Origin of the sequence: Alcanivorax sp. DSM 26293, assembly GCF_900107995.1 — a bacterium.
Taxonomy (GTDB): domain Bacteria; phylum Pseudomonadota; class Gammaproteobacteria; order Pseudomonadales; family Alcanivoracaceae; genus Alcanivorax.
The window spans coordinates 162,793-181,273 of record NZ_FNUM01000006.1 but is presented as its reverse complement, the minus strand read 5'-3'; the positions used below and the strand labels follow the sequence as shown (position 1 = coordinate 181,273).

20 protein-coding genes are annotated in these 18,481 nt (G+C 58.5%); 14 read left to right on the top strand and 6 right to left on the bottom strand.

The window, feature by feature from the left end; genetic code table 11:
• Positions 1–201 precede the first annotated feature (201 nt).
• The 3 genes from C4S63_RS12165 to C4S63_RS12155 are packed head-to-tail and all read left to right on the top strand — an operon-like array spanning position 202 to position 3,329.
• Positions 202–795, top strand: coding sequence for a RimK/LysX family protein (locus tag C4S63_RS12165; RefSeq protein ID WP_103917709.1), 594 nt, complete (start codon positions 202–204; stop codon positions 793–795).
• Position 796: 1 nt separating this feature from the next.
• A complete protein-coding gene (locus C4S63_RS12160; protein WP_103917708.1) occupies positions 797–2,323 on the top strand; it encodes an inactive transglutaminase family protein in 1,527 nt (508 codons plus the stop codon).
• A 1-nt stretch (position 2,324) separates the two neighbouring features.
• On the top strand, positions 2,325–3,329 hold the full coding sequence (locus tag C4S63_RS12155) for an alpha-L-glutamate ligase-like protein (protein WP_062815680.1): 1,005 nt from the start codon (positions 2,325–2,327) through the stop codon (positions 3,327–3,329).
• Here the strand turns inward: C4S63_RS12155 and C4S63_RS12150 are convergent.
• Positions 3,319–4,257, bottom strand: coding sequence for a metallophosphoesterase (locus tag C4S63_RS12150; RefSeq protein ID WP_235000007.1), 939 nt, complete (start codon positions 4,255–4,257; stop codon positions 3,319–3,321). The two genes, C4S63_RS12155 and C4S63_RS12150, sit on opposite strands and share 11 nt — an antisense overlap.
• Positions 4,258–4,415: 158 nt before the next feature.
• Here C4S63_RS12150 and C4S63_RS12145 point away from each other — a divergent pair, with 158 nt between their 5' ends.
• From C4S63_RS12145 to ntrC, 6 genes are all read left to right on the top strand, one after another.
• Positions 4,416–5,513 (top strand): tRNA (5-methylaminomethyl-2-thiouridylate)-methyltransferase, encoded by a 1,098-nt coding sequence (locus C4S63_RS12145; RefSeq protein ID WP_103917785.1) that lies wholly within the window; start codon positions 4,416–4,418, stop codon positions 5,511–5,513.
• A 149-nt stretch (positions 5,514–5,662) separates the two neighbouring features.
• A complete protein-coding gene (locus C4S63_RS12140; protein WP_231874160.1) occupies positions 5,663–5,917 on the top strand; it encodes a sulfurtransferase TusA family protein in 255 nt (84 codons plus the stop codon).
• Positions 5,918–6,147: 230 nt separating this feature from the next.
• On the top strand, positions 6,148–7,554 hold the full coding sequence (gene glnA, locus C4S63_RS12135) for a glutamate--ammonia ligase (protein ID WP_103917706.1): 1,407 nt from the start codon (positions 6,148–6,150) through the stop codon (positions 7,552–7,554).
• 153 nt (positions 7,555–7,707) lie between these two features.
• Positions 7,708–8,436, top strand: a complete 729-nt coding sequence (locus tag C4S63_RS12130) for a DUF4124 domain-containing protein (RefSeq protein WP_103917705.1) — start codon at positions 7,708–7,710, stop codon at positions 8,434–8,436.
• Between the two features lie 139 nt (positions 8,437–8,575).
• Positions 8,576–9,685, top strand: a complete 1,110-nt coding sequence (gene glnL / locus C4S63_RS12125) for a nitrogen regulation protein NR(II) (RefSeq protein WP_103917704.1) — start codon at positions 8,576–8,578, stop codon at positions 9,683–9,685.
• Positions 9,686–9,740: 55 nt separating this feature from the next.
• On the top strand, positions 9,741–11,174 hold the full coding sequence (ntrC, locus tag C4S63_RS12120; protein ID WP_103917703.1) for a nitrogen regulation protein NR(I): 1,434 nt from the start codon (positions 9,741–9,743) through the stop codon (positions 11,172–11,174).
• Positions 11,175–11,313: 139 nt separating this feature from the next.
• Here ntrC and C4S63_RS12115 read toward each other — a convergent pair whose 3' ends face one another.
• Complete coding sequence (locus C4S63_RS12115; RefSeq protein ID WP_063508782.1) at positions 11,314–11,781, bottom strand: nuclear transport factor 2 family protein; 468 nt, start codon at positions 11,779–11,781, stop codon at positions 11,314–11,316.
• Between C4S63_RS12115 and pip the strand changes: the two genes are divergently transcribed.
• From pip to C4S63_RS12090, 5 genes are all read left to right on the top strand, one after another.
• On the top strand, positions 11,780–12,703 hold the full coding sequence (gene pip, locus C4S63_RS12110; protein ID WP_103917702.1) for a prolyl aminopeptidase: 924 nt from the start codon (positions 11,780–11,782) through the stop codon (positions 12,701–12,703). The two genes, C4S63_RS12115 and pip, sit on opposite strands and share 2 nt — an antisense overlap.
• A complete protein-coding gene (gene dtd, locus C4S63_RS12105) occupies positions 12,700–13,137 on the top strand; it encodes a D-aminoacyl-tRNA deacylase (RefSeq protein WP_103917701.1) in 438 nt (145 codons plus the stop codon). The genes pip and dtd overlap by 4 nt, the downstream gene beginning before the upstream one ends.
• Positions 13,138–13,316: 179 nt before the next feature.
• Positions 13,317–13,799 (top strand): DUF3015 domain-containing protein, encoded by a 483-nt coding sequence (locus C4S63_RS12100; protein ID WP_062815687.1) that lies wholly within the window; start codon positions 13,317–13,319, stop codon positions 13,797–13,799.
• 113 nt (positions 13,800–13,912) lie between these two features.
• Positions 13,913–15,742 (top strand): DUF4105 domain-containing protein, encoded by a 1,830-nt coding sequence (locus C4S63_RS12095; protein WP_103917700.1) that lies wholly within the window; start codon positions 13,913–13,915, stop codon positions 15,740–15,742.
• A complete protein-coding gene (locus tag C4S63_RS12090) occupies positions 15,721–16,662 on the top strand; it encodes an alpha/beta hydrolase (RefSeq protein ID WP_103917699.1) in 942 nt (313 codons plus the stop codon). The genes C4S63_RS12095 and C4S63_RS12090 overlap by 22 nt, the downstream gene beginning before the upstream one ends.
• 12 nt (positions 16,663–16,674) lie before the next feature.
• Here the strand turns inward: C4S63_RS12090 and tatC are convergent, their stop codons facing one another.
• The 4 genes from tatC to C4S63_RS12070 are packed head-to-tail and all read right to left on the bottom strand — an operon-like array spanning position 16,675 to position 18,431.
• The gene (tatC, locus tag C4S63_RS12085) at positions 16,675–17,433 is read right to left on the bottom strand and encodes a twin-arginine translocase subunit TatC (RefSeq protein ID WP_063508851.1); all 759 of its coding nucleotides are present in this window, start codon (positions 17,431–17,433) and stop codon (positions 16,675–16,677) included.
• On the bottom strand, positions 17,426–17,779 hold the full coding sequence (gene tatB, locus C4S63_RS12080; protein WP_063508850.1) for a Sec-independent protein translocase protein TatB: 354 nt from the start codon (positions 17,777–17,779) through the stop codon (positions 17,426–17,428). Before tatB ends, tatC begins: the two co-directional genes overlap by 8 nt.
• Positions 17,780–17,818: 39 nt before the next feature.
• On the bottom strand, positions 17,819–18,052 hold the full coding sequence (gene tatA, locus C4S63_RS12075; RefSeq protein WP_062815692.1) for a Sec-independent protein translocase subunit TatA: 234 nt from the start codon (positions 18,050–18,052) through the stop codon (positions 17,819–17,821).
• A gap of 43 nt (positions 18,053–18,095) precedes the next feature.
• Positions 18,096–18,431, bottom strand: a complete 336-nt coding sequence (locus tag C4S63_RS12070) for a phosphoribosyl-ATP diphosphatase (RefSeq protein ID WP_062815693.1) — start codon at positions 18,429–18,431, stop codon at positions 18,096–18,098.
• Positions 18,432–18,481: the final 50 nt, after the last annotated feature.

Below are 18,481 nucleotides of genomic sequence, written 5' to 3'. Positions count from 1 at the left end.
GCAGGTGATAGCCCGTCGGTCAGGCTTTCGCGTAAGATTTGCGAATGTGAAAAGATTCAAAAATTCACAGTTGTTCCTGCGAGTCGGCGGCGGATCGCCTAGAATGGCGCAACCATTTCCTCGGAGAAGAGTCAGAGCCACTGTCATTCTCCGTTGTCGGTGCCGATTTTTCGGCAATAATGCTTTTATAATCAGGTTGTTATGATGCGAATCCCCTTGGTGTTGATAGGGGTGCTGGTGCCTGCTGTGACTCTGTCCAAGGCGCCGCCAGCCAACAAGAGAATCTATGGTCTGCACGAAAGTGTGCATATCCGTGAATTGGGCATTACGGTGCCGGCAAAGTTGGACACGGGAGCGGATTCAGCCTCCCTGAGCGCCCGTTACATAAAGACCTTTGAGCGTGACGGGGTGAAAATGGTTGAGTTTGATATCGCCATCGACAGAGATGACCGCGAAGAATGGGGCATCACTCAGAGCCAGTGGGATGACATAGAGTTGCCCCTGGCCGGGCATGTGCGGATCAAACGCCGGGCGGAAAGCGTGCAGGATGGCGAGCGGGATTTCAGTCGCCGGCCGATGGTGACGTTGACGGTATGCGTAGGCAATCGGCGCCAACAGATTGATGTCAATCTGACCGATCGCAGCGAGTTTCGTTATCCGCTGTTGATTGGAGCTGACGCCCTGAAGGGCCTGGGCGCCTTGATAGATCCGTCGCTGTCCATGTCTTTGGGCAGGCCACGCTGCCGTGATGAGAATGAAGATACACTGACGATGGAGGCTGCCGGGGCGCATTAACATGGGGTCTGTCAAATTTCAGGCACGGATTCTGGCCGTGTTTCTTTTGCTATTGGGTGGCGGCAGCATTGCGTACCAGTTGCTGGTGCAGAAAGTGCCGTTGACCCAGGACGAGAAAGACCCGGTATGGGTGGTGGACGCCCAGGTCAGTTTTACGGCCAGGGCCAACAAGCCCATCAAGGTGCGTATGTTTGTGCCACCGCAAGGGGCGGGCTACACCACCCTCAATGAGAGCTTTGTCTCCAATAACTACGGCGTGAACGTCAATGTGGAGAAGGGTAACCGGCAGGTCACCTGGTCGGCCCGCCGTGCCGAGGGCAATCAATACCTTTACTACCGGCTGATGCTCACCCCCCGTTTTGCGGAAACCCGCGAGAATGAGCCCGGGCCACAGTTCCGGCCGGCACCGGTGCTGGATGGCGTGGAAAAGCTGGCCGCTGAGGCGCTGTTGCAACCGATTCGTCAGCACTCCGCCGATGTGGAAACCTTTATTGGCGAAACCATCAAGCGCGTGAACGAGCTGGAAAACGACAACGTCCAGTTGTTGCTTGGTGGGGATGTGAGTCCGGAGAACCGGGCCCAGGTAGTGGATCTGCTGCTGGCCATGTCCCACATTCCGGCTCAGCCGGTGCATACCCTGCGACTGGTGGAAAGCCAGGAGCAACAGCCGGAACTGTGGTTGCGCACCTACAACGGCAAACGCTGGTTGTACTTCAACCCGCTGGATGGCCAGCAGGGTTTGCCCAGTGATCGTGTGGTGTGGTGGAGCGGCAACGAGCCGTTGCTGAATATCGAAGGGGGGCGTTCTGCCAACCTGACACTGAGCGTCCATCGCAATGAAATGAGTGCCCTGCAGCTGGCGCGCTCTTTGCGGCTGCAGGATGCCAGCAGCTTTATCGACTTTTCGCTTTATGAGTTGCCTCTGCCCTCGCAGCAGCTGTTCCGCATCCTGATGATGATCCCGGTTGGGGTGCTGCTGGTGCTGCTGATTCGCTCTCTGGTTGGCATGGAAACCCTGGGCACCTTTACCCCCGTGTTGATCGCCCTGGCATTCCGGGAAACCCAGGTTATCTGGGGGGTGTTGTTGTTTACCTTTATCACTGCCATCGGCCTGTCAGTGCGCTCTTATCTTGAGCATTTGAAGCTTCAGCTGCTGGCACGATTGTCCATTGTGCTCACCTTTGTGGTGATAGTGATGGCGGTGATCAGCCTGCTTGGCTACAAGCTGGGTGTGTCGTCAGGTCTGTCCGTGGCGCTGTTTCCCATGGTCATTCTCACCATGGTGATCGAGCGGATTTCCATCGTTTGGGAAGAGCGGGGCGGTTCCCAGTCCCTGAAAGTGGCGCTGGGCACCCTGGTTGCGGCGGTGTTGTGCCACTTGTTGATGGTGTGGCAGCCCCTGGTGTATTTCGTCTTTACCTTCCCGGGAGTGTTGCTCTGTCTGGCCGCGGTGATGGTCTTGATGGGGCACTACCGGGGCTACCGGCTCACCGAGCTGATGCGCTTCCGGGCCATGGTGGAGCGCTGACATGTTCTGGTCCAAGACCCGCAAAGCACTGCGTGCCCGTGGCGTGATGGGTATCAACCAGCGCAACGGCGATTACATTCTGCGCTATAACAAACGCAGCCTGTATCCGCTGGTTGATGACAAGTTGCAGACCAAGCAGATGGCGCTGGATGCGGGCATCCGGGTGCCGGAACTGTACGGTGCCATCGCCACGGAGCAGGGTATTTCCACCCTGCACCGGGTGGTGGAGACCCATCGGGATTTCGTCATCAAGCCGGCCCAGGGGGCGGGCGGTGACGGTATCATGGTGATTGCCGATCGCTTTGAAGATTATTTCCGTTCTGCCTCCGGGCGCATCGTGACCACCGAAGAGCTGGAACATCATATTTCCGGGATTATCTCCGGCATTTATTCCCTGGGCGGCCACCGTGACCAGGCCCTGATCGAATACCGTGTGCGTTCCACCGAGTTGTTCAATCGCATCAGCTTCGAAGGGGTGCCGGATATCCGCATTATCGTGCTGCAAGGCTACCCGGTGGCGGCCATGCTGCGTTTGCCCACCCGCCAGTCCCAGGGCAAGGCCAACCTGCACCAGGGGGCCATTGGCGTGGGTCTGGATCTGTCCAGTGGTGTGACCCTGGGGGGCACATGGCACAACCAGAAGATCGAGCGGCACCCGGATACCGCCAATGCGGTGGCGGGTCTTACCGTGCCTGACTGGGAAGAGTGTCTTGAGCTCGCCGCTCGCTGCTATGATCTCACCGGCCTGGGTTATCTCGGTGTGGATCTGGTGATGGATCGGGAGTTCGGGCCGATGATGCTGGAGCTGAATGCCCGTCCCGGGCTGAATATCCAGATTGCCATGGATGATGGTCTGCTGCGTCGCTGCCGGATTATTGAGGATCACCTGGACAGGCTGGGCAACACTCGTCGCCCGGCGGCCGAGCGTATCGCCTTTTCGAAAACCCACTTTGCCATTGCTGGCCCTGTGCCGGTGAGCGAGCCGGCTCCCCCTGTCACCCCCTGATCCCCTGGCCGCGTTTTTCTCCCTCCCATAACAGCGTGATCAGTGGGTCGTCAGGGTCGCCCAGCACACTGTAGAAGCGGTAGTTTGCCCGCAGGCTGTTGCCATCGTCGTGGATATCCAGGGTCACCAGGCCATGGGTGGCGCGGGTGAAGCGTTGGTTGTCACTGGGCGGGCCCAGGTCATTGTTGATACTGGCGGAGCCGGAGATCAGCTGCCGGGTGCCCTGATATTCCCCCTCGTCGGAGAGAATGTGATCGTGGCCGCCCAGCAGCAGGTCCAGTCTGCCAATCAGCTTGCTGTTGAGGTGCAGTTGAATCATTTCCCCGGCATTGCCATGGGAGCCGGAGCTGATCATGGGGTGGTGGGAAAAGGCCATGCTGAACCCGCATTGCCGATCTTGTGCGGTCTCCATGGCCTGTGTCAGCCAGGCACCCTGGCGTCGCAGGTAATACCATTTTTCGAACCAGGTGGTTTCCAGGCTGAAGGCGCAGGCGTCTGGCCATTGCTCGAAATAGTAGTAGTGAGGGAAGTGGATCAGCGGGTGTTGCCGGGCCACCTCCAGCCAGGCCTCGGCATTCTGTTTCCAGTCATGATTGCCCAATACCAGATAAACCGGGATGCCGGCATCCAGTGCCGGGCCCAGTGGGGCGAAAAAGCGACTTTCCAGTAGGGGGTCTTCCGGACCCGTGATGCCGTCCGGGTAGACCAGATCCCCCAGATAGCGGATCTGGTCGCAGTTCAGCTCCACCAGCGCTTGCCCCACTGCCAGGGAGGGGGCATTGCCCCAGCCTCCGTCGCCAATGACGCAAAGGCGCTGCCCCGCCAGTGGCTCCTTGTGCATTAGCCAGGGGCCATGGGGGGTATGCCACCACCAGCCAAGGCTGGCTGCAGCAATCAGCAGGGTAAGTAGGCGCAGCAGTTGTCGCAAACGATTGGGCTCCCGGGCCGGTCTGGAGCCCAATTGTGCTGTGCTGATATGACCCTGAAGTGACATGCCCCGGGTGTGAAGGGTGCGTCAGGAGTGCGTGATTGCTATACTTCGCCGCCCATTTTTTGAGCGCCAATCAAGGCAGCAGGTTTTTTCACATGACGTCTTCGGTAACTGAGTCAATCCAACCGATCAAGCGCCGCGCTATCGCTCTGGTGTCTGGCGGGCTGGACTCCATGCTGGCAGTGAAAGTGATGCAGGAGCAAGGGATCGAGGTGGAAGGCGTTAATTTCTTCACCGGCTTCTGTGTGGAAGGCCATACCCATGCCATCCGCAAGAAAGACCAGAACAAGGAAAAGCGCAACAATGCCCTGTGGGTGGCTGAGCAGTTGGGCATAAAAATGCACATCATTGATATCTCCGAGGAGTACAAGGATGTGGTGCTCAACCCGAAACATGGCTACGGGGCCAATCTGAACCCCTGCCTTGACTGCAAGATTTTCATGGTCAATCAGGCCACCCTGATGATCAACAAGGCGCGGGAGTTGGCCGGTGACCGGGGCTTCGATTTTATTGTGACCGGCGAAGTGATTGGCCAGCGACCCAAAAGCCAGCGCAAGGAAACCATGCCGATCATCAGCCAGGAGTCCGGGGCGGATGACCGCTTGCTGCGCCCGTTGTGCGCCAGAAACCTGCCTCCTACCCTGCCGGAGCGCGAGGGCTGGGTGAATCGCGAAGCGCTATACGGTTTTACCGGCCGTAACCGCAAGCCCCAGATGGCGCTTGCCAAGGAGTTTGGGCTGGATGATTTTGCCCAGCCTGCCGGCGGCTGCTGTTTCCTCACCGACGAATCCTATTCCAACAAGCTGGCGGATCTCTGGAAGGCGCGTAACGAGCGCCGCTATGAACTGGATGACATCATGCTCTTGAAGGTGGGGCGCCATCTGCGTCCGCAGCCCCACTACAAATTGATCATCAGCCGCGAGGAAGGGGAAAACCGTTTTCTGGAAGGTTACCGTTACCAGTTCACCAGCATTACCACGGTCAGCTGCCCGGGGCCCCTTGCGTTGGTGGATGGCAACTTCGAGAGCGAAGCTGAGCTGCAGCAGGCCGCCGCTATTATTGCCCGCTATTCCAAGGGTCGCTCCCTGGACGAGGTGACCCTGGAGGTGCGCAGCCCGGATGGCGTGGCCCGCCAGGTGACCGTGGCGCCGGTGCAACCGGATGCGGTGCCGCTGGCATGGAATGTGGGGTAAATCAGTGACGAGAAGCAAGTCTCTAGGACCGACAGGTAAAACCCGGGTTGCTCTTCGAGCCTCGCTTCTCGCAACTCGCCACTGACTTGTTCGTCTCTTTCTCCATGAATAGAACCGCTCCCTCAACACGCTGAAGCAGGTACGCTTTGATGATGACCGAAGCCCTTCATGAACTGGATGTGCGCCGCATGTTGTGCCCCATGCCGGTGATCAAGACGCAGAACAAGGTGCGCACTTTGGCGACTGGCGATTGCCTGCGAGTGGTCTGCACCGACCCTGGTGCACTGAACGATATTCCTGCCTGGTGCCGCATCAATGGCCATGAGGTGCTGGAAACCGGCGAGGCCGGCAACGAGGTATTTGTGGTTTTGCGGGTCGGGGAGGATAACGGCGCACTTTTTTAGTGCATAATAATGGTGCATCGCACCATATTAATGCACTGTAAGGGTGTATGCTTTCCTTCGGTTGCGCGTTTAACCGTCAAATGCGCTAAAAAAGGGCTGGCATGGAACTTGCCTCCCTATTGGCAAAGCAGGCCTGGTGGCCGAGAATACCGGCTCTCTGTTCTGCCCTGATGCGGGGTGGGGCAACGAGTCAGAGACAAACCCGCTGTTCCTTAGGAGGACGCACGACAATGTCTGAAAAGACCCTCAAGCTGATCAAAGATAATGATGTGAAATGGGTGGACCTGCGCTTCACCGATAGCCGTGGTAAGGAGCAGCACGTAACCCTCCCCGTGGGTGAAATCGACGAAGATTTCTTCCAGGACGGCAAAATGTTCGATGGTTCTTCCATTGCCGGCTGGAAAGGCATCAATGAGTCCGACATGGTGATGATGCCGGATGATTCCTCCGCTGTACTGGACCCGTTCACTGACGTGGCAACCATCAACCTGCGTTGCGATATCCTTGAGCCGTCCACCATGCAGGGTTACGAGCGTGATCCCCGCTCTGTGGCTCGTCGCGCCGAGGAATACCTGAAATCCACTGGCATCGCCGACACTGCGCTGTTTGGTCCTGAGCCGGAATTCTTCGTATTTGATTCCGTGCAGTGGAAATCCGACATGCAGGGTTCCATGTACAACATTCACTCCGAAGAAGCCGCGTGGGTATCCCACGAGGACTTCGAAGGTGGCAACATCGGTCACCGTCCGGGTGTGAAGGGCGGCTACTTCCCGGTTCCGCCGGTAGATAGCCTGCACGACCTGCGTGGTGCCATGTGTTCCGCCATGGAGCAAATGGGCCTGAACATCGAAGTGCACCACCATGAAGTGGGTACTGCGGGCCAGTGTGAAATCGGTGTTGGCGCCAACACCCTGACCGCCAAGGCCGACGAAGTGCAGATCCTCAAGTACTGTGTGCACAACGTGGCTCACGCCTACGGCAAGACTGCCACCTTCATGCCCAAGCCGCTGATCGGTGATAACGGTTCCGGTATGCACGTTCACGTGTCCCTGGGTAAAGATGGCAAGAACCTGTTTGCCGGTGACGGCTACGCAGGTCTGTCCGACGAAGCCCTGTACTTCATCGGCGGCATCATCAAGCACGCTCGTGCCCTGAATGCCTTCACCAACGGTTCCACCAACTCCTACAAGCGTCTGGTGCCCGGCTTCGAAGCCCCGGTAATGCTGGCCTACTCTGCCCGTAACCGTTCTGCTTCCATCCGTATTCCGTTCGTGAGCAACGCCAAGGCCCGTCGTATCGAGGCGCGCTTCCCGGATCCGTCTGCCAACCCGTACCTGTGCTTCGCGGCCCTGTTGATGGCAGGTCTGGACGGTATCAAGAACAAGCTGCACCCGGGCGATGCCATGGACAAGGATCTCTATGATCTGCCGGCTGAAGAAGCCAAGGACATCCCGACCGTGGCCCATACCCTGACCATGGCGCTGGATTGCCTAGAAGCCGACATGGACTTCCTGACCGAAGGCGACGTGTTCTCCAAGGATATGCTGGAAGGCTACATCAGCCTGAAGCGTGGTGAGATCGAGCGTCTCAACATGACTCCGCACCCGGTCGAGTTCGACATGTACTACTCCTGCTGATCTCCTTCGGGAAATCTGCAGAAAGAAGGCCCCCGCTAGTCGGGGGCTTTTTTTGTCTGTATGAGTCTGAAATAAGCACAGAATTTGTGCATTTGGCCCTTTCTTGTGCTGGCTTGGCGGGTGAGAATCAAAGGGTGTTCAAGGGAGGCAATCATGAAGAATGCAGGAATGTTGCTGACTGCCTTGCTGATGTGCTCTGGCGGGCTACGTGCCGAAACAGCGGTAGAGGTTGACGGGGAAGAGCCCAATGCATCGGCAAAGATATATCGGTCTGTCGACAAGAATGGCAATGTGATTTTCAGTGATCAGCCTGCAGAGGGCGCAAGCGCTTCCGAAGAGGTGCACCTTCGACCTCCCAATGCGGTGCCCATGAAGAGGGTCAAATTGCCTGAAGCTGAGTCTCAGATTGAGGAGGACGAGCCGCCCGAAGGGTATCGTTCTCTTGTGATTACCCGTCCTGAGCCGGAAAGCACTATCCGTAATCAGCAAGAACCGGTAGTGGTCTCTGTGGATCTGCAGCCGTCCCTTCAGGGAGATGACCGACTGGTGCTTTTCGATAATGGGGAGGCCCAGCCAGGTATGGCGCTAAATACCGTTATTCGGGGTACGCACACTCTCGTGGTCAAAGTGCTCAATTCTGATGACGAGGTTCTGATCAGCTCTGAGCCGGTGCAGGTGTATATCCATCGCAGTACGGTGCAGAATTTCCAGAATTCGCCTGGCAATGGGGGGCCGGGTGTTATTGGTGACCCTGCCAGCCGGGGTGGCGCTGCGGAAACGGGTGGATCCGCATCGTCAGGCGGTCCCGCCGGGGCCGGTGACCCGGCGGGGCGAGGAGATCCTGCTCGACCGTCTCAGCGGCGACCCATTCTGGCTCCCTAGTTCTGCACCATTATAGTGCAATCTTTCCTCTGATCTCGCTACACTCATCATCATGGGGCTCCGTTCTCTGCATTGAAGACCTATAGCCGTGCACCTGCGGCGTTGGCAGAGGTGGCCTGATAATTGCTTATGCCCTGTTATGGGCCAACAGTTGATGGGTGGTGTCATCTTGCACAAACGTTTACTGGATCACCTGCGCACTGCGGTGGTCATGCTGGATCACAAGCTGCAGGTCCGCTATCTGAATCCGGCGGCAGAGATGCTGCTTGCCACCAGCGCCAGCCGTGCCATGGGGCAGCCGCTGCCGGATTATTTTTTTGATGACGAAGAAGCCCGTGATGCCCTGCGCCAGTGCATCCAGGATGAGCACCCCTTCACGCGGCGGGAGGCTCGTCTTGCGGTGGCGCCGGGTTATGAAATTACTGTGGATTATTCCGTCAGTCCGATTAATGAACCCGGGCAGCCCCTGAGCCTGCTGATGGAAATGCAGCCGCTGGATCGGCTGCTGCGCATCACCCGGGAAGAAGCGTTGATCCATGCGCATCAGGCGACCCGGGCGCTGGTGCGAGGGGTGGCCCACGAGATCAAGAACCCTCTGGGGGGTATCCGCGGGGCGGCTCAGTTGCTGGAGCGCGCTCTGCCGGACCCTGAGTTGACCGAGTACACCAAAGTCATCATCGATGAGGCAGACCGGTTGCGCACGGTGGCAGATCGTATGCTTGGTCCGCGCAAGCCGCCGGAGTTCAAGCCGGTGAATGTGCATGAATGCCTGGAGCATGTTCGTCAGCTGTTGCTGGCGGAGCACCCCCAGGGGGTCGCGATCTGGCGGGATTACGATATCAGCCTGCCGGATGTGATTGCCGACCGGGATCAGATGATTCAGGTATTGCTCAATATTATCCGCAACGCCACCCAGGCCTTGCTGGAATCGCATACAGAAGATGCCCGCATCATCATGCGCACGCGGGTATTGCGCCAGTTCACCATTGGCTCGTTGCGCCACCGTCTGGTGCTGCGGGTAGATATTATCGACAACGGCCCGGGTATTGCCCCGGATGTGCAGGAGACCCTGTTTTATCCCATGGTCAGCGGCCGGGCCAGTGGTACCGGGCTGGGTTTGTCCATTGCCCAGTCCATTATCAGTCAGCATCAGGGGTTGATTGAGTGCGAGAGCGCCCCGGGTAACACCGTATTCAGTATTTTGCTGCCAATGGAGCAGCCGGAAATAACGGAGAGCGAACAGTCATGAGCGCCTTTGCAGCCGTGAACAACGACAACAGTGAAACACCAGGGAGTGGCCGGTCATGAGCGTAACGGTATGGGTAGTTGACGATGACCGGTCCATTCGCTGGGTGCTGGAAAAGGCATTGAGCCAGGAGGGTTACGCAGTAACCTGTTTCGAGGATGGCGATGAGGCGCTGAACACCCTGGAGGAGGGTGGGCAGGAGCCGGAAGTGCTGATCAGTGATGTGCGCATGCCGGGCACCGACGGCCTGCGGATGCTCAAGATTCTACAGCGCAAGAACCCGGATCTGCCGGTGATCATCATGACCGCCCACTCTGATCTGGATTCCGCGGTGGCCTCCTATCAGGGAGGAGCCTTTGAGTATTTGCCCAAGCCGTTTGATGTGGACGAGGCGGTGGCTCTGGTGCGGCGTGCCATCAAGCATCGTGAAGAATCCCGCGGTGAGCAGCCGCCCGCCGTGGAGGAAGAGTCCACCGAAATTATCGGCGAAGCGCCGGCCATGCAGGAGGTGTTCCGCGCCATTGGCCGACTCAGCCATTCCAACGTCACGGTACTGATCAACGGCCAGTCCGGTACCGGTAAGGAGCTGGTTGCCCGGGCCCTGCACAGTCACTCCATGCGTCGTGAAAAGAATTTTGTGGCACTGAACATGGCGGCTATCCCCAAGGACCTGATCGAATCCGAGCTGTTTGGTCACGAAAAGGGGGCCTTTACCGGTGCCAATAACCAGCGTGTGGGGCGTTTTGAGCAGGCCAACGGTGGCACCCTGTTCCTTGATGAAATCGGTGACATGCCGCTGGAAGCGCAGACTCGCCTGTTGCGGGTATTGCAGGAGAGCGAGTTTTATCGCGTTGGTGGTACCACTCCGATCCATGTGGATGTTCGCATTATTGCAGCCACTCACCAGGATCTGGAGCGTCTGGTCAAGGATGGGGACTTCCGTGAGGATCTGTTCCACCGCCTCAATGTAATCCGTATCCATATTCCCCGGCTGGCTGAGCGCCGTGAAGATATCCCCCGCCTGGCCAACTACTTCCTGCAGCGGGCGGGCAATGAGCTGGGCGTGGAGCCCAAGGTGCTGCACAAGGACACGGAAAAATACCTGGCCGCTCAGGGTTGGCCGGGTAACGTGCGGCAACTGGAAAATACCTGTCGCTGGCTGACGGTGATGGCATCCGGTCGAGAGGTGCTGGTGGATGATCTGCCGCCGGAACTGAAAGAGGCCGGTGCCGCCAAGGGCGCCGACGTCAGCGGTGATTGGCTCAAGTCCCTGCGCAACTGGGCCGACCGGGCCCTGTCCCAGGGTGAGCGCAGCATCCTCGAACAGGCGGTTCCGGGGTTCGAGCGCACCATGATCGAAGTGGCCCTGCAGCACACCGGCGGCCGTAAGCGCGATGCCGCCGCTTTGCTCGGCTGGGGTCGCAACACCCTCACCCGCAAGATCAAGGAGCTGGATATGGAGGGAGAGTTGGCTGGTGGCGATGAGGATTGATGAAGCAGTTAACCGTTAATAGTGAATAGTTAACAGTTCGCGGGACTGGACTTCAGGTTCTGCAACGCAAGAGGCTGCGTCCATACTCTGGGCGCGGCCTCTTGCGTTGGGAAATAACGAGCGCAAAATCGCGAACTGTTCACTCCCTAAGCCCATTCGCTGTCAGCGCCTCAATTTTCCACTCCCCGTCCTCGCGCCAGTCGCTCACCACCCGATAGCTATCCACGTTCTCGGGCATGACGTTCTGTCCGCCCCAGGCGAAGGCGGTGAAGGTGACGCGGGCGTGGCGTTGGGTAACAGGGTCCAGCTCGATGTTGATCTGGGTGAGTGCAAGTTGGCGTTGCGGGTAGCGGAGGAAGGTGCCCATCAGTAGGCGCCGCACCTCGTTCCGTTGCAGGGTGTGGCCGCCACGCTGAATCTCTGCAGGATCGGTGAGTGCGTCCATCACCGATCCGGTATCGCCAGCCTCGATAGCCGCCTCAAGATTCTCCAGGGCGTCCAGGATGGCCTGCTCCGGTGGGGTTTTGCTGCAGCCTGCCAGCAACAGTTGCAGGGTAATCACCAGCAGGTATGCTGAGGTCTTTCTGCAGATAAGTGCAGCTCTCATGGCGTTATTTCCCTTGCCGGACAGTTATCGGCAGTCTCTGGTATCAGTGGGTCAGGGGCACCAGCTTTACGTGGAAGAAAGCGGTAATCCGGACGGCGTGCCTGTGGTTGTCCTGCATGGCGGTCCCGGCGGCGGTTGCTCCCCCTTCATGCGCCGGTTTTTCGATCCCCGACGGTACCGCATTATTCTCTTTGATCAGCGAGGCAGTGGTCAAAGCCGACCCTTTGCGTCGATTCAGGACAATACCACCACCCATCTGGTTGCAGACCTGGAGAGTCTGAGGGAGACGCTGAGTATAACGCGTTGGCGAGTCTTCGCTGGCTCCTGGGGCGTCACTCTGGCCCTGGCGTACCTGGCGACGTATCCCCAGCGGGTCGCCGGTATGGTGTTGCGGGGCGTCTTTCTCTGTCGACAACAGGATCGCGATTGGCTTTATACGCCTCTCGGGGCTGCGCGGCTCTTTCCCGAGTCATGGGCAGCATTTGAGGAGCAGGCGCCGCCGGGGGAGGGGGACCTTCTACAGCGCTATCATCAGGGCTTGCAGGGCAAGCGCGCCCGCTACCATGCCCGTAACTGGTGTAACTGGGAATCCGTGCTGGCATTAACGCCGGTGTCACCCCCTGGAGAAGCCAGCGATGACGAGCTGTGTATGGCTATGCAGGAAACCCATTATTTTCTTCATGATGGTTTTCTTGCCGCTCCCTTGCTGGAGGCATGCGCAGGGATGGGGCTGCCGGTAGAGATTATTCACGGCACCCGGGATTTCGTCTGCCCGGCGGACCAGGCGCTTGAGCTACACCGGGTATTGCCGGGCAGTCAGTTGCATTGGGTGGCAGGGGGCAGTCATTCATCCTCTGACCCGTTGATTGCCAGTGCATTGGTGGAGGCAGTGAAAAGACTGGAGAGGAGGATCGACGATTGAAAGTGTTGTTGCAGCGTGTCAGCGAAGCCTCGGTGACGGTATCCGGCGAGTGTGTGGGGCGTATCGGCCAGGGTCTGTTGCTGCTGGTTGGGATCGAGGCCGGTGACGATGAGGCGACGGTGGCGCGAATGGCGGAAAGGACAGTGGGTTACCGGGTGTTCGCCGACAGCGATGACAAGATGAACCTGGACGTGCGCGATATTGATGGAGAAATTCTTGCCATATCCCAATTCACCTTGGCGGCGGATACCCGAAAGGGCCGTCGGCCCAGTTTCAGCAAGGCGGCCCCGCCGGAGCAGGGAAGGCAGCTATACGATTGTTATTTGCGGGAATTACGGGAAAAGAATATTCCAGTGACCAGTGGTGTGTTTGGTGCCGATATGCAAGTACATCTTGTCAATGATGGCCCTGTCACATTTCTTTTGAGCTCATGACCGTAGTTTTGCAATTGTATTGCAAAGGTCCTCGCCTTGTTTATGATGAAGTCAGTTGCCTGTTTTGCGGGTGACGGGGAGAGCACTGAGCAGCATCGCTGCGACAGGGTTGCTAAATACAGCCTGGTGCTGTGAAGTATCCCCAGGGATGACATATAAAAACTTGGAGGTATCTCAGAATGAAAAAGACGCTTATTGCTGCCACTCTGCTCGGCGCTTCAACTTCTGCCATGGCTGTAGCTCCGGGTGGTCCCGGTTGTGGCTGGGGTAACATGCTGTTCGAAGGCAATTCCGGTTTGCCCATGCACCTGCTGGCGACTATTGTGAACGGCACCTCCGGCAACGCAACGTTCGGTATGACCACCGGTACCAACGGCTGTGATACCAACGGTTCCCTGACCTACAGCGGCCAGAGCCTGCTCGGCATGACCGGTGTGATGGAAGAAGTGGCTCAGGATATGGCCACAGGTGAAGGCGAAGCCCTGACCGCATTGTCCGTATCCATGGGGATCCAGGCCGACGATCGTGCCCGTTTCAATGCTGCCATGCATGAAAACTTCGCTGTTATTTTCCCGCACCAGGATGTAACCGCCGAGGAAGTCATGGCCAACATCACCGAGGTAATGAAGCAGGACGAGAGCCTGTCCAAGTACCTGGCCTAAACGATAAACTGCGTTTATTGACGAGCCCCGCCCTCCGGCGGGGCTTTGTTTGTCCGATCTGGAATCACAGACCCAGGACGGAATTTTCCCGCCCGAATCACGGATAATACCGGATGCGCACTGGACTCCTTTGTGTGCTGCTGTGCTGGATTGCCCCGGCGTTGGCCGCGAACTCCTCTCTCTCCCTGGCGGATCTTGCTGCCTCGCCACGGTGGCAGGCGCTCATGCATGTGAATCCCGGTGCTACGCTGCGCGATCGGGGTCGCAGTTATATCGATGATGATAATTATTTTCTGGCGAAAAATGGCAAGGATGATGTGCTTGCAGAGCTGCGAGCAACGTTGGCTGCGTTAGAGCCTGCCAAAGCCCCTGAGCGATGCCGTTACCCCGCCCGTTACCGTTTTCTTGCCGGACATTTGGATTGGCAGGAGGATGCGCCTTTTGACCACTGCGAGGAGTATTCCCGGTGGCGCTCTGCAGTACATGCCAGCCGGGCAGTCCTGGTGTTTCCTGCGGCCTATCTGAACAGCCCGTCGTCCATGTTCGGCCATACACTACTGCGCCTGGATCAGGGTAAAGACAGTGCGGTTTGGTTGTCCTGGGCGGTGAATTTCGGAGCCGTATCCACGGAGGCTGATAATTCCTTTTTCTATATTTATCGCGGGTTAGCCGGCGGCTATCCTGGCCGCTTTGCCCTGGTCCCTTATGTGCAAAAAATTCAGGAATATTCCCACATGGAAAATCGCGATATGTGGGAGTACACCCTGGATCTGGATCAGCAGGAAATTGACTGGCTGATAGAGCACCTGTGGGAACTGAAAGACATCAATTTTGATTATTATTTTTTCGATGAAAACTGTTCTTTCCGTCTGCTGGAACTGGTGGAAGTCGCGAGGCCGGGCTCGCAGCTGCTCACGGAACTGCGTTTTGCCGAAGTGCCAGTGAATACGGTCCGCGCCCTGGATGATCGGGGCTTGATCAGTGAGCGTCATTACCGGCCCTCCAAGGCGGTTGAGCTGGATAACCTGCGTCGCCAGATGACGGCACAGCAGCAGCGGCTGGCCCGTGCTCTCGCGGATGACCCGGGGCTGCTGGAATCGGAAGCATTTCAACAGGCCGAGCCCCGGCAGCAGGCGCTGATGGTGACCACCGCCTATCGCTATCTGCGACTGGTCAACCGGAAAGGAGTCAGGAAGCCGCGAGCTGCCCGGGATTCCTTTACGCTACTCACGGAAATGAACCGGTTGCCTAAGGTGGATGTGCCGGAAACCGTGAATCCTGAACCTCCGGAAGCGGGCCATGGCACGCAGATGCTGGCTCTGGCCGGTGGTCAGCGTGAGGCGAATCAGGATTTCGGCGAGCTGAGCTACCGATTGACCTACCACGACCTGCTGGATAATGGTTACGGTTTTCTACGCGGGGCCCAGATTGAAGGCATGGGATTGACCCTGCGCAGCACGGAATCCGGTGATCCACGCCTGGAAGAACTGGATGTGGTAAGCATTCGCTCGCTTGCTCCCCGCAATCGCTTCAGCAAGCCGTTGAGCTGGTATGTGGAGGGAGGACTGGAGAGGGCCTGGGCAGGGCGCCGACGTCTGGTGCGCTATGTCCAGGGCGGCGCGGGTGGCAGCTGGGCCTTGGGCAACTGGCAGCCCTACCTGTTAACCAGCCTGCGAATGGAAAATAATAGCGACTTTGATACCTTCCTCACCCCCGGGGCTGGTCTGGATGCGGGGCTGCTCTATCAGCGCGGACGCTGGCAGTGGCAGCTGGGCAGTGTGGGACATTACTTCAACAACGATACCTATCGACATACTTCCGAGTTCGCCGTGCACTGGGCTTTTGCCCGTCAGCATGGGTTGCGGGCATCGCTGAGCCGGGAAGGCTGGCGCGGGGATGGCGATTACGAGTTCAAATTACAATGGCGATGGTACTTCGACTGATTCTGTTGGCCAGCCTGGCCACGGCGCTGGCAGGCTGCAGCAAACTGTTCTTCTATCCCATGGAGCCCTGGGTGCAGAATCCGGAAAACCAGGGGCTCAGCTACGAGGATGTGGTGTTGATCCATCCGCGCGGGCTGCGCCTGCATGGTTGGTGGTTGCCGGCCGCCGGTGAGGGGCATGTCCGTGGCACCGTGTATTTTCTTCATGGGAATGCCCAGAACATCAGTACCCACCTGGCCAGCGTGCAATGGTTGCCGGAACAGGGCTATAACGTTTTTCTCCTCGACTACCGGGGTTATGGCCTGTCTGAGGGCAAGCCGAAACTGCCGGCGGTATTTGACGATGTGCAGTTGGGATTGGACTGGTTGCGCAATGCCAGGCAGACGCAAGGCCCGCTGACCGTATTTGGTCAGAGCCTGGGTGGTGCCATGGCCGCCACGGTGTTGGGGGATGAAAAAAATCAGAACGCGGCAGACTGTGTGGTGCTGGAAGCGGCGTTTGCCAGTTATCGGGGGATTACCGATGATGTGATGAAGGGTAGCTGGCTATTGTGGCCGCTGCGCTGGCTGGTGGTGCCGGGCATGCCGGGCGCGGATCTGGACCCGGAGTCCCGGATTGCCGGGCTGGCGCCAACCCCCTTGTTGGTCATGCACAGCGAAGACGATCCGGTTATCCCCTATCAGCACGGTAAGCGACTGTTTGCCGCCGCGAATGAGCCCAAGCAGTTTCAGCGGTTGCGCGGTGGGCATATCGAAAGCACTCGGGATCCGGCGGTGCAGCAGCGCATTGTGAATTTCCTGGAAGGGAATGGCTGCGCCGCTCCGGCTCCCCAGCCTCCGGCCCGTGATGAGGTGATGGACGATATGACACCCCTGCCGTTGCCTCCTGCCGCAACCGGCAATAATGGCTACCGCTTTTGATCAGGGTGGATATCAGGCGTCAGGTGCGTCTTGCTGTTTCTGTTTTTCCCGGCGAATCAGGCGGGCCGCCAACAGGCCGATCTCGAACAGGAACCACATGGGCAGTGCCAGCAGGGTCTGGCTGATGATGTCGGGGGGAGTCAGCAACATGCCCACCACAAAACATCCCACCACCACATAGGCGCGGGCGGCGGCCAGTTTTTCCACCGTCGTTGCCCCGGTGCTCACCAGCAACACGATGGCGATGGGTAGTTCAAAGGCCAGCCCGAATGCCAGGAACAGGGCCAGGACAAAATCCAGATAGCTGCTGATGTCCGTGGTCACCGCCACCCCTTCCGGGGCGATAGCAGTAAAGAACTGGAACATCAGCGGGAACACCACGAAATAGGCGAAGGCAGCGCCGGCATAGAACAGCAGCACGCTGCTGCCCAGCAGGGGCACTGCCAGGCGCTTTTCATGCCGGTACAGGCCGGGAGCCACAAAGGCCCAGGCCTGATGAAGAATAAAGGGCATGGCCACGAAGATGCTCAGGTACAGGGTCAGTTTGAAGGGCGCCAGGAACGGCGAGGCGACGCCGGTGGCGATCATGCTGGTCCCTTCCGGCATGGCCTGCATCAGCGGCTTGGCCACCAGGGTGTACAGCTCCCGGGAAAAGTAGAACAGCCCCAGAAACACCACGAAAATCGCGGCCATGGCCTTGAGTAGCCGATTACGAAGCTCCAGCAGATGAGCGATCAATGGCTGGCCGGAATCGTTGCTGGCATCATTCATGGCGCGGGGGTTCCTGGGGGTTTTCGCGGTCGTCGCCAGGGTCGGCCTGTTTGTCCCTGGGGCTGCGTGCCTTGGCGATCTGCTCCGGGCTGAGCAGACTTTCCCTGGCTTCGCGGATACTGTCTTCGTCCAGGCCCATTTCCCGCATCTGCTTTTCCATGCGCTCGCGCATGTCCTGGGTTACCGCTTCGCGTTCCAGTTCGTTTTTCAGATGATTGAAGGTGGAGCGGGCACGACCGACCCATTGGCCCAGGGTCCGGGCCACCTTGGGCAGGCGTTCCGGGCCGAGTACCACCAGGCCGATGATGAAAATCAGGGTCAGTTCGGCGAAGCCGATATCGAACATGGAAACCTCTTAACGGGGCCAGGGAAAGGCGGAGCCAGATCAGGCCTGGTCTTTTTCCTTGTCCTTCTCGGTTTTCTGCCCGCTGGTGTCCTTGTCATCATCGGCAAGACGCTTCTGGTCCTGCTCTTCCTCGCCGTCTTTCATGGCGTTCTTGAAGCCTTTGACCGCGCCACCCAGGTCGCCGCCCATGTTGCGCAGTTTCTTGGTGCCGAACAACAGGACCACGATGGCCAGAAGGATCAGTAACTGCCAAATGCTGATGCCGGAAAACATGCTGTCTCTCTCCGATAGGTAGGGCGCTGATAGTCAGGGCGTGTCAGTGCTTGCTGCCGCGCGCCGCTTTTTCGTCATGGCCGGACAGTCCGAAGCGACGCTCCAGTTCTGCCAGCACCTTGTCCGGGTGTTCTCCCAGTTTGGCCAACATGACCAGACTATGGAACCACAAATCCGCGGTTTCGCTGATCAGGGCGTCGGTTTTGCCGCTGACCTCCGCGTCGCGGGCCGCGAGAATGGTTTCCACCGCTTCCTCGCCCACTTTCTCCAGGATCTTGTTCAGCCCCTTGGCGTACAGGCTGGCCACGTAGGAGCTGTCCGGGTCGGCGCCCTTGCGGGACTCAAGCACCTGGTGGAGCTGGCTGAGTATATCTGACATAGCGTTTGCACTTTCTTTATGGTTGGCGCCTGCGGCGAGCGCCGACGGAT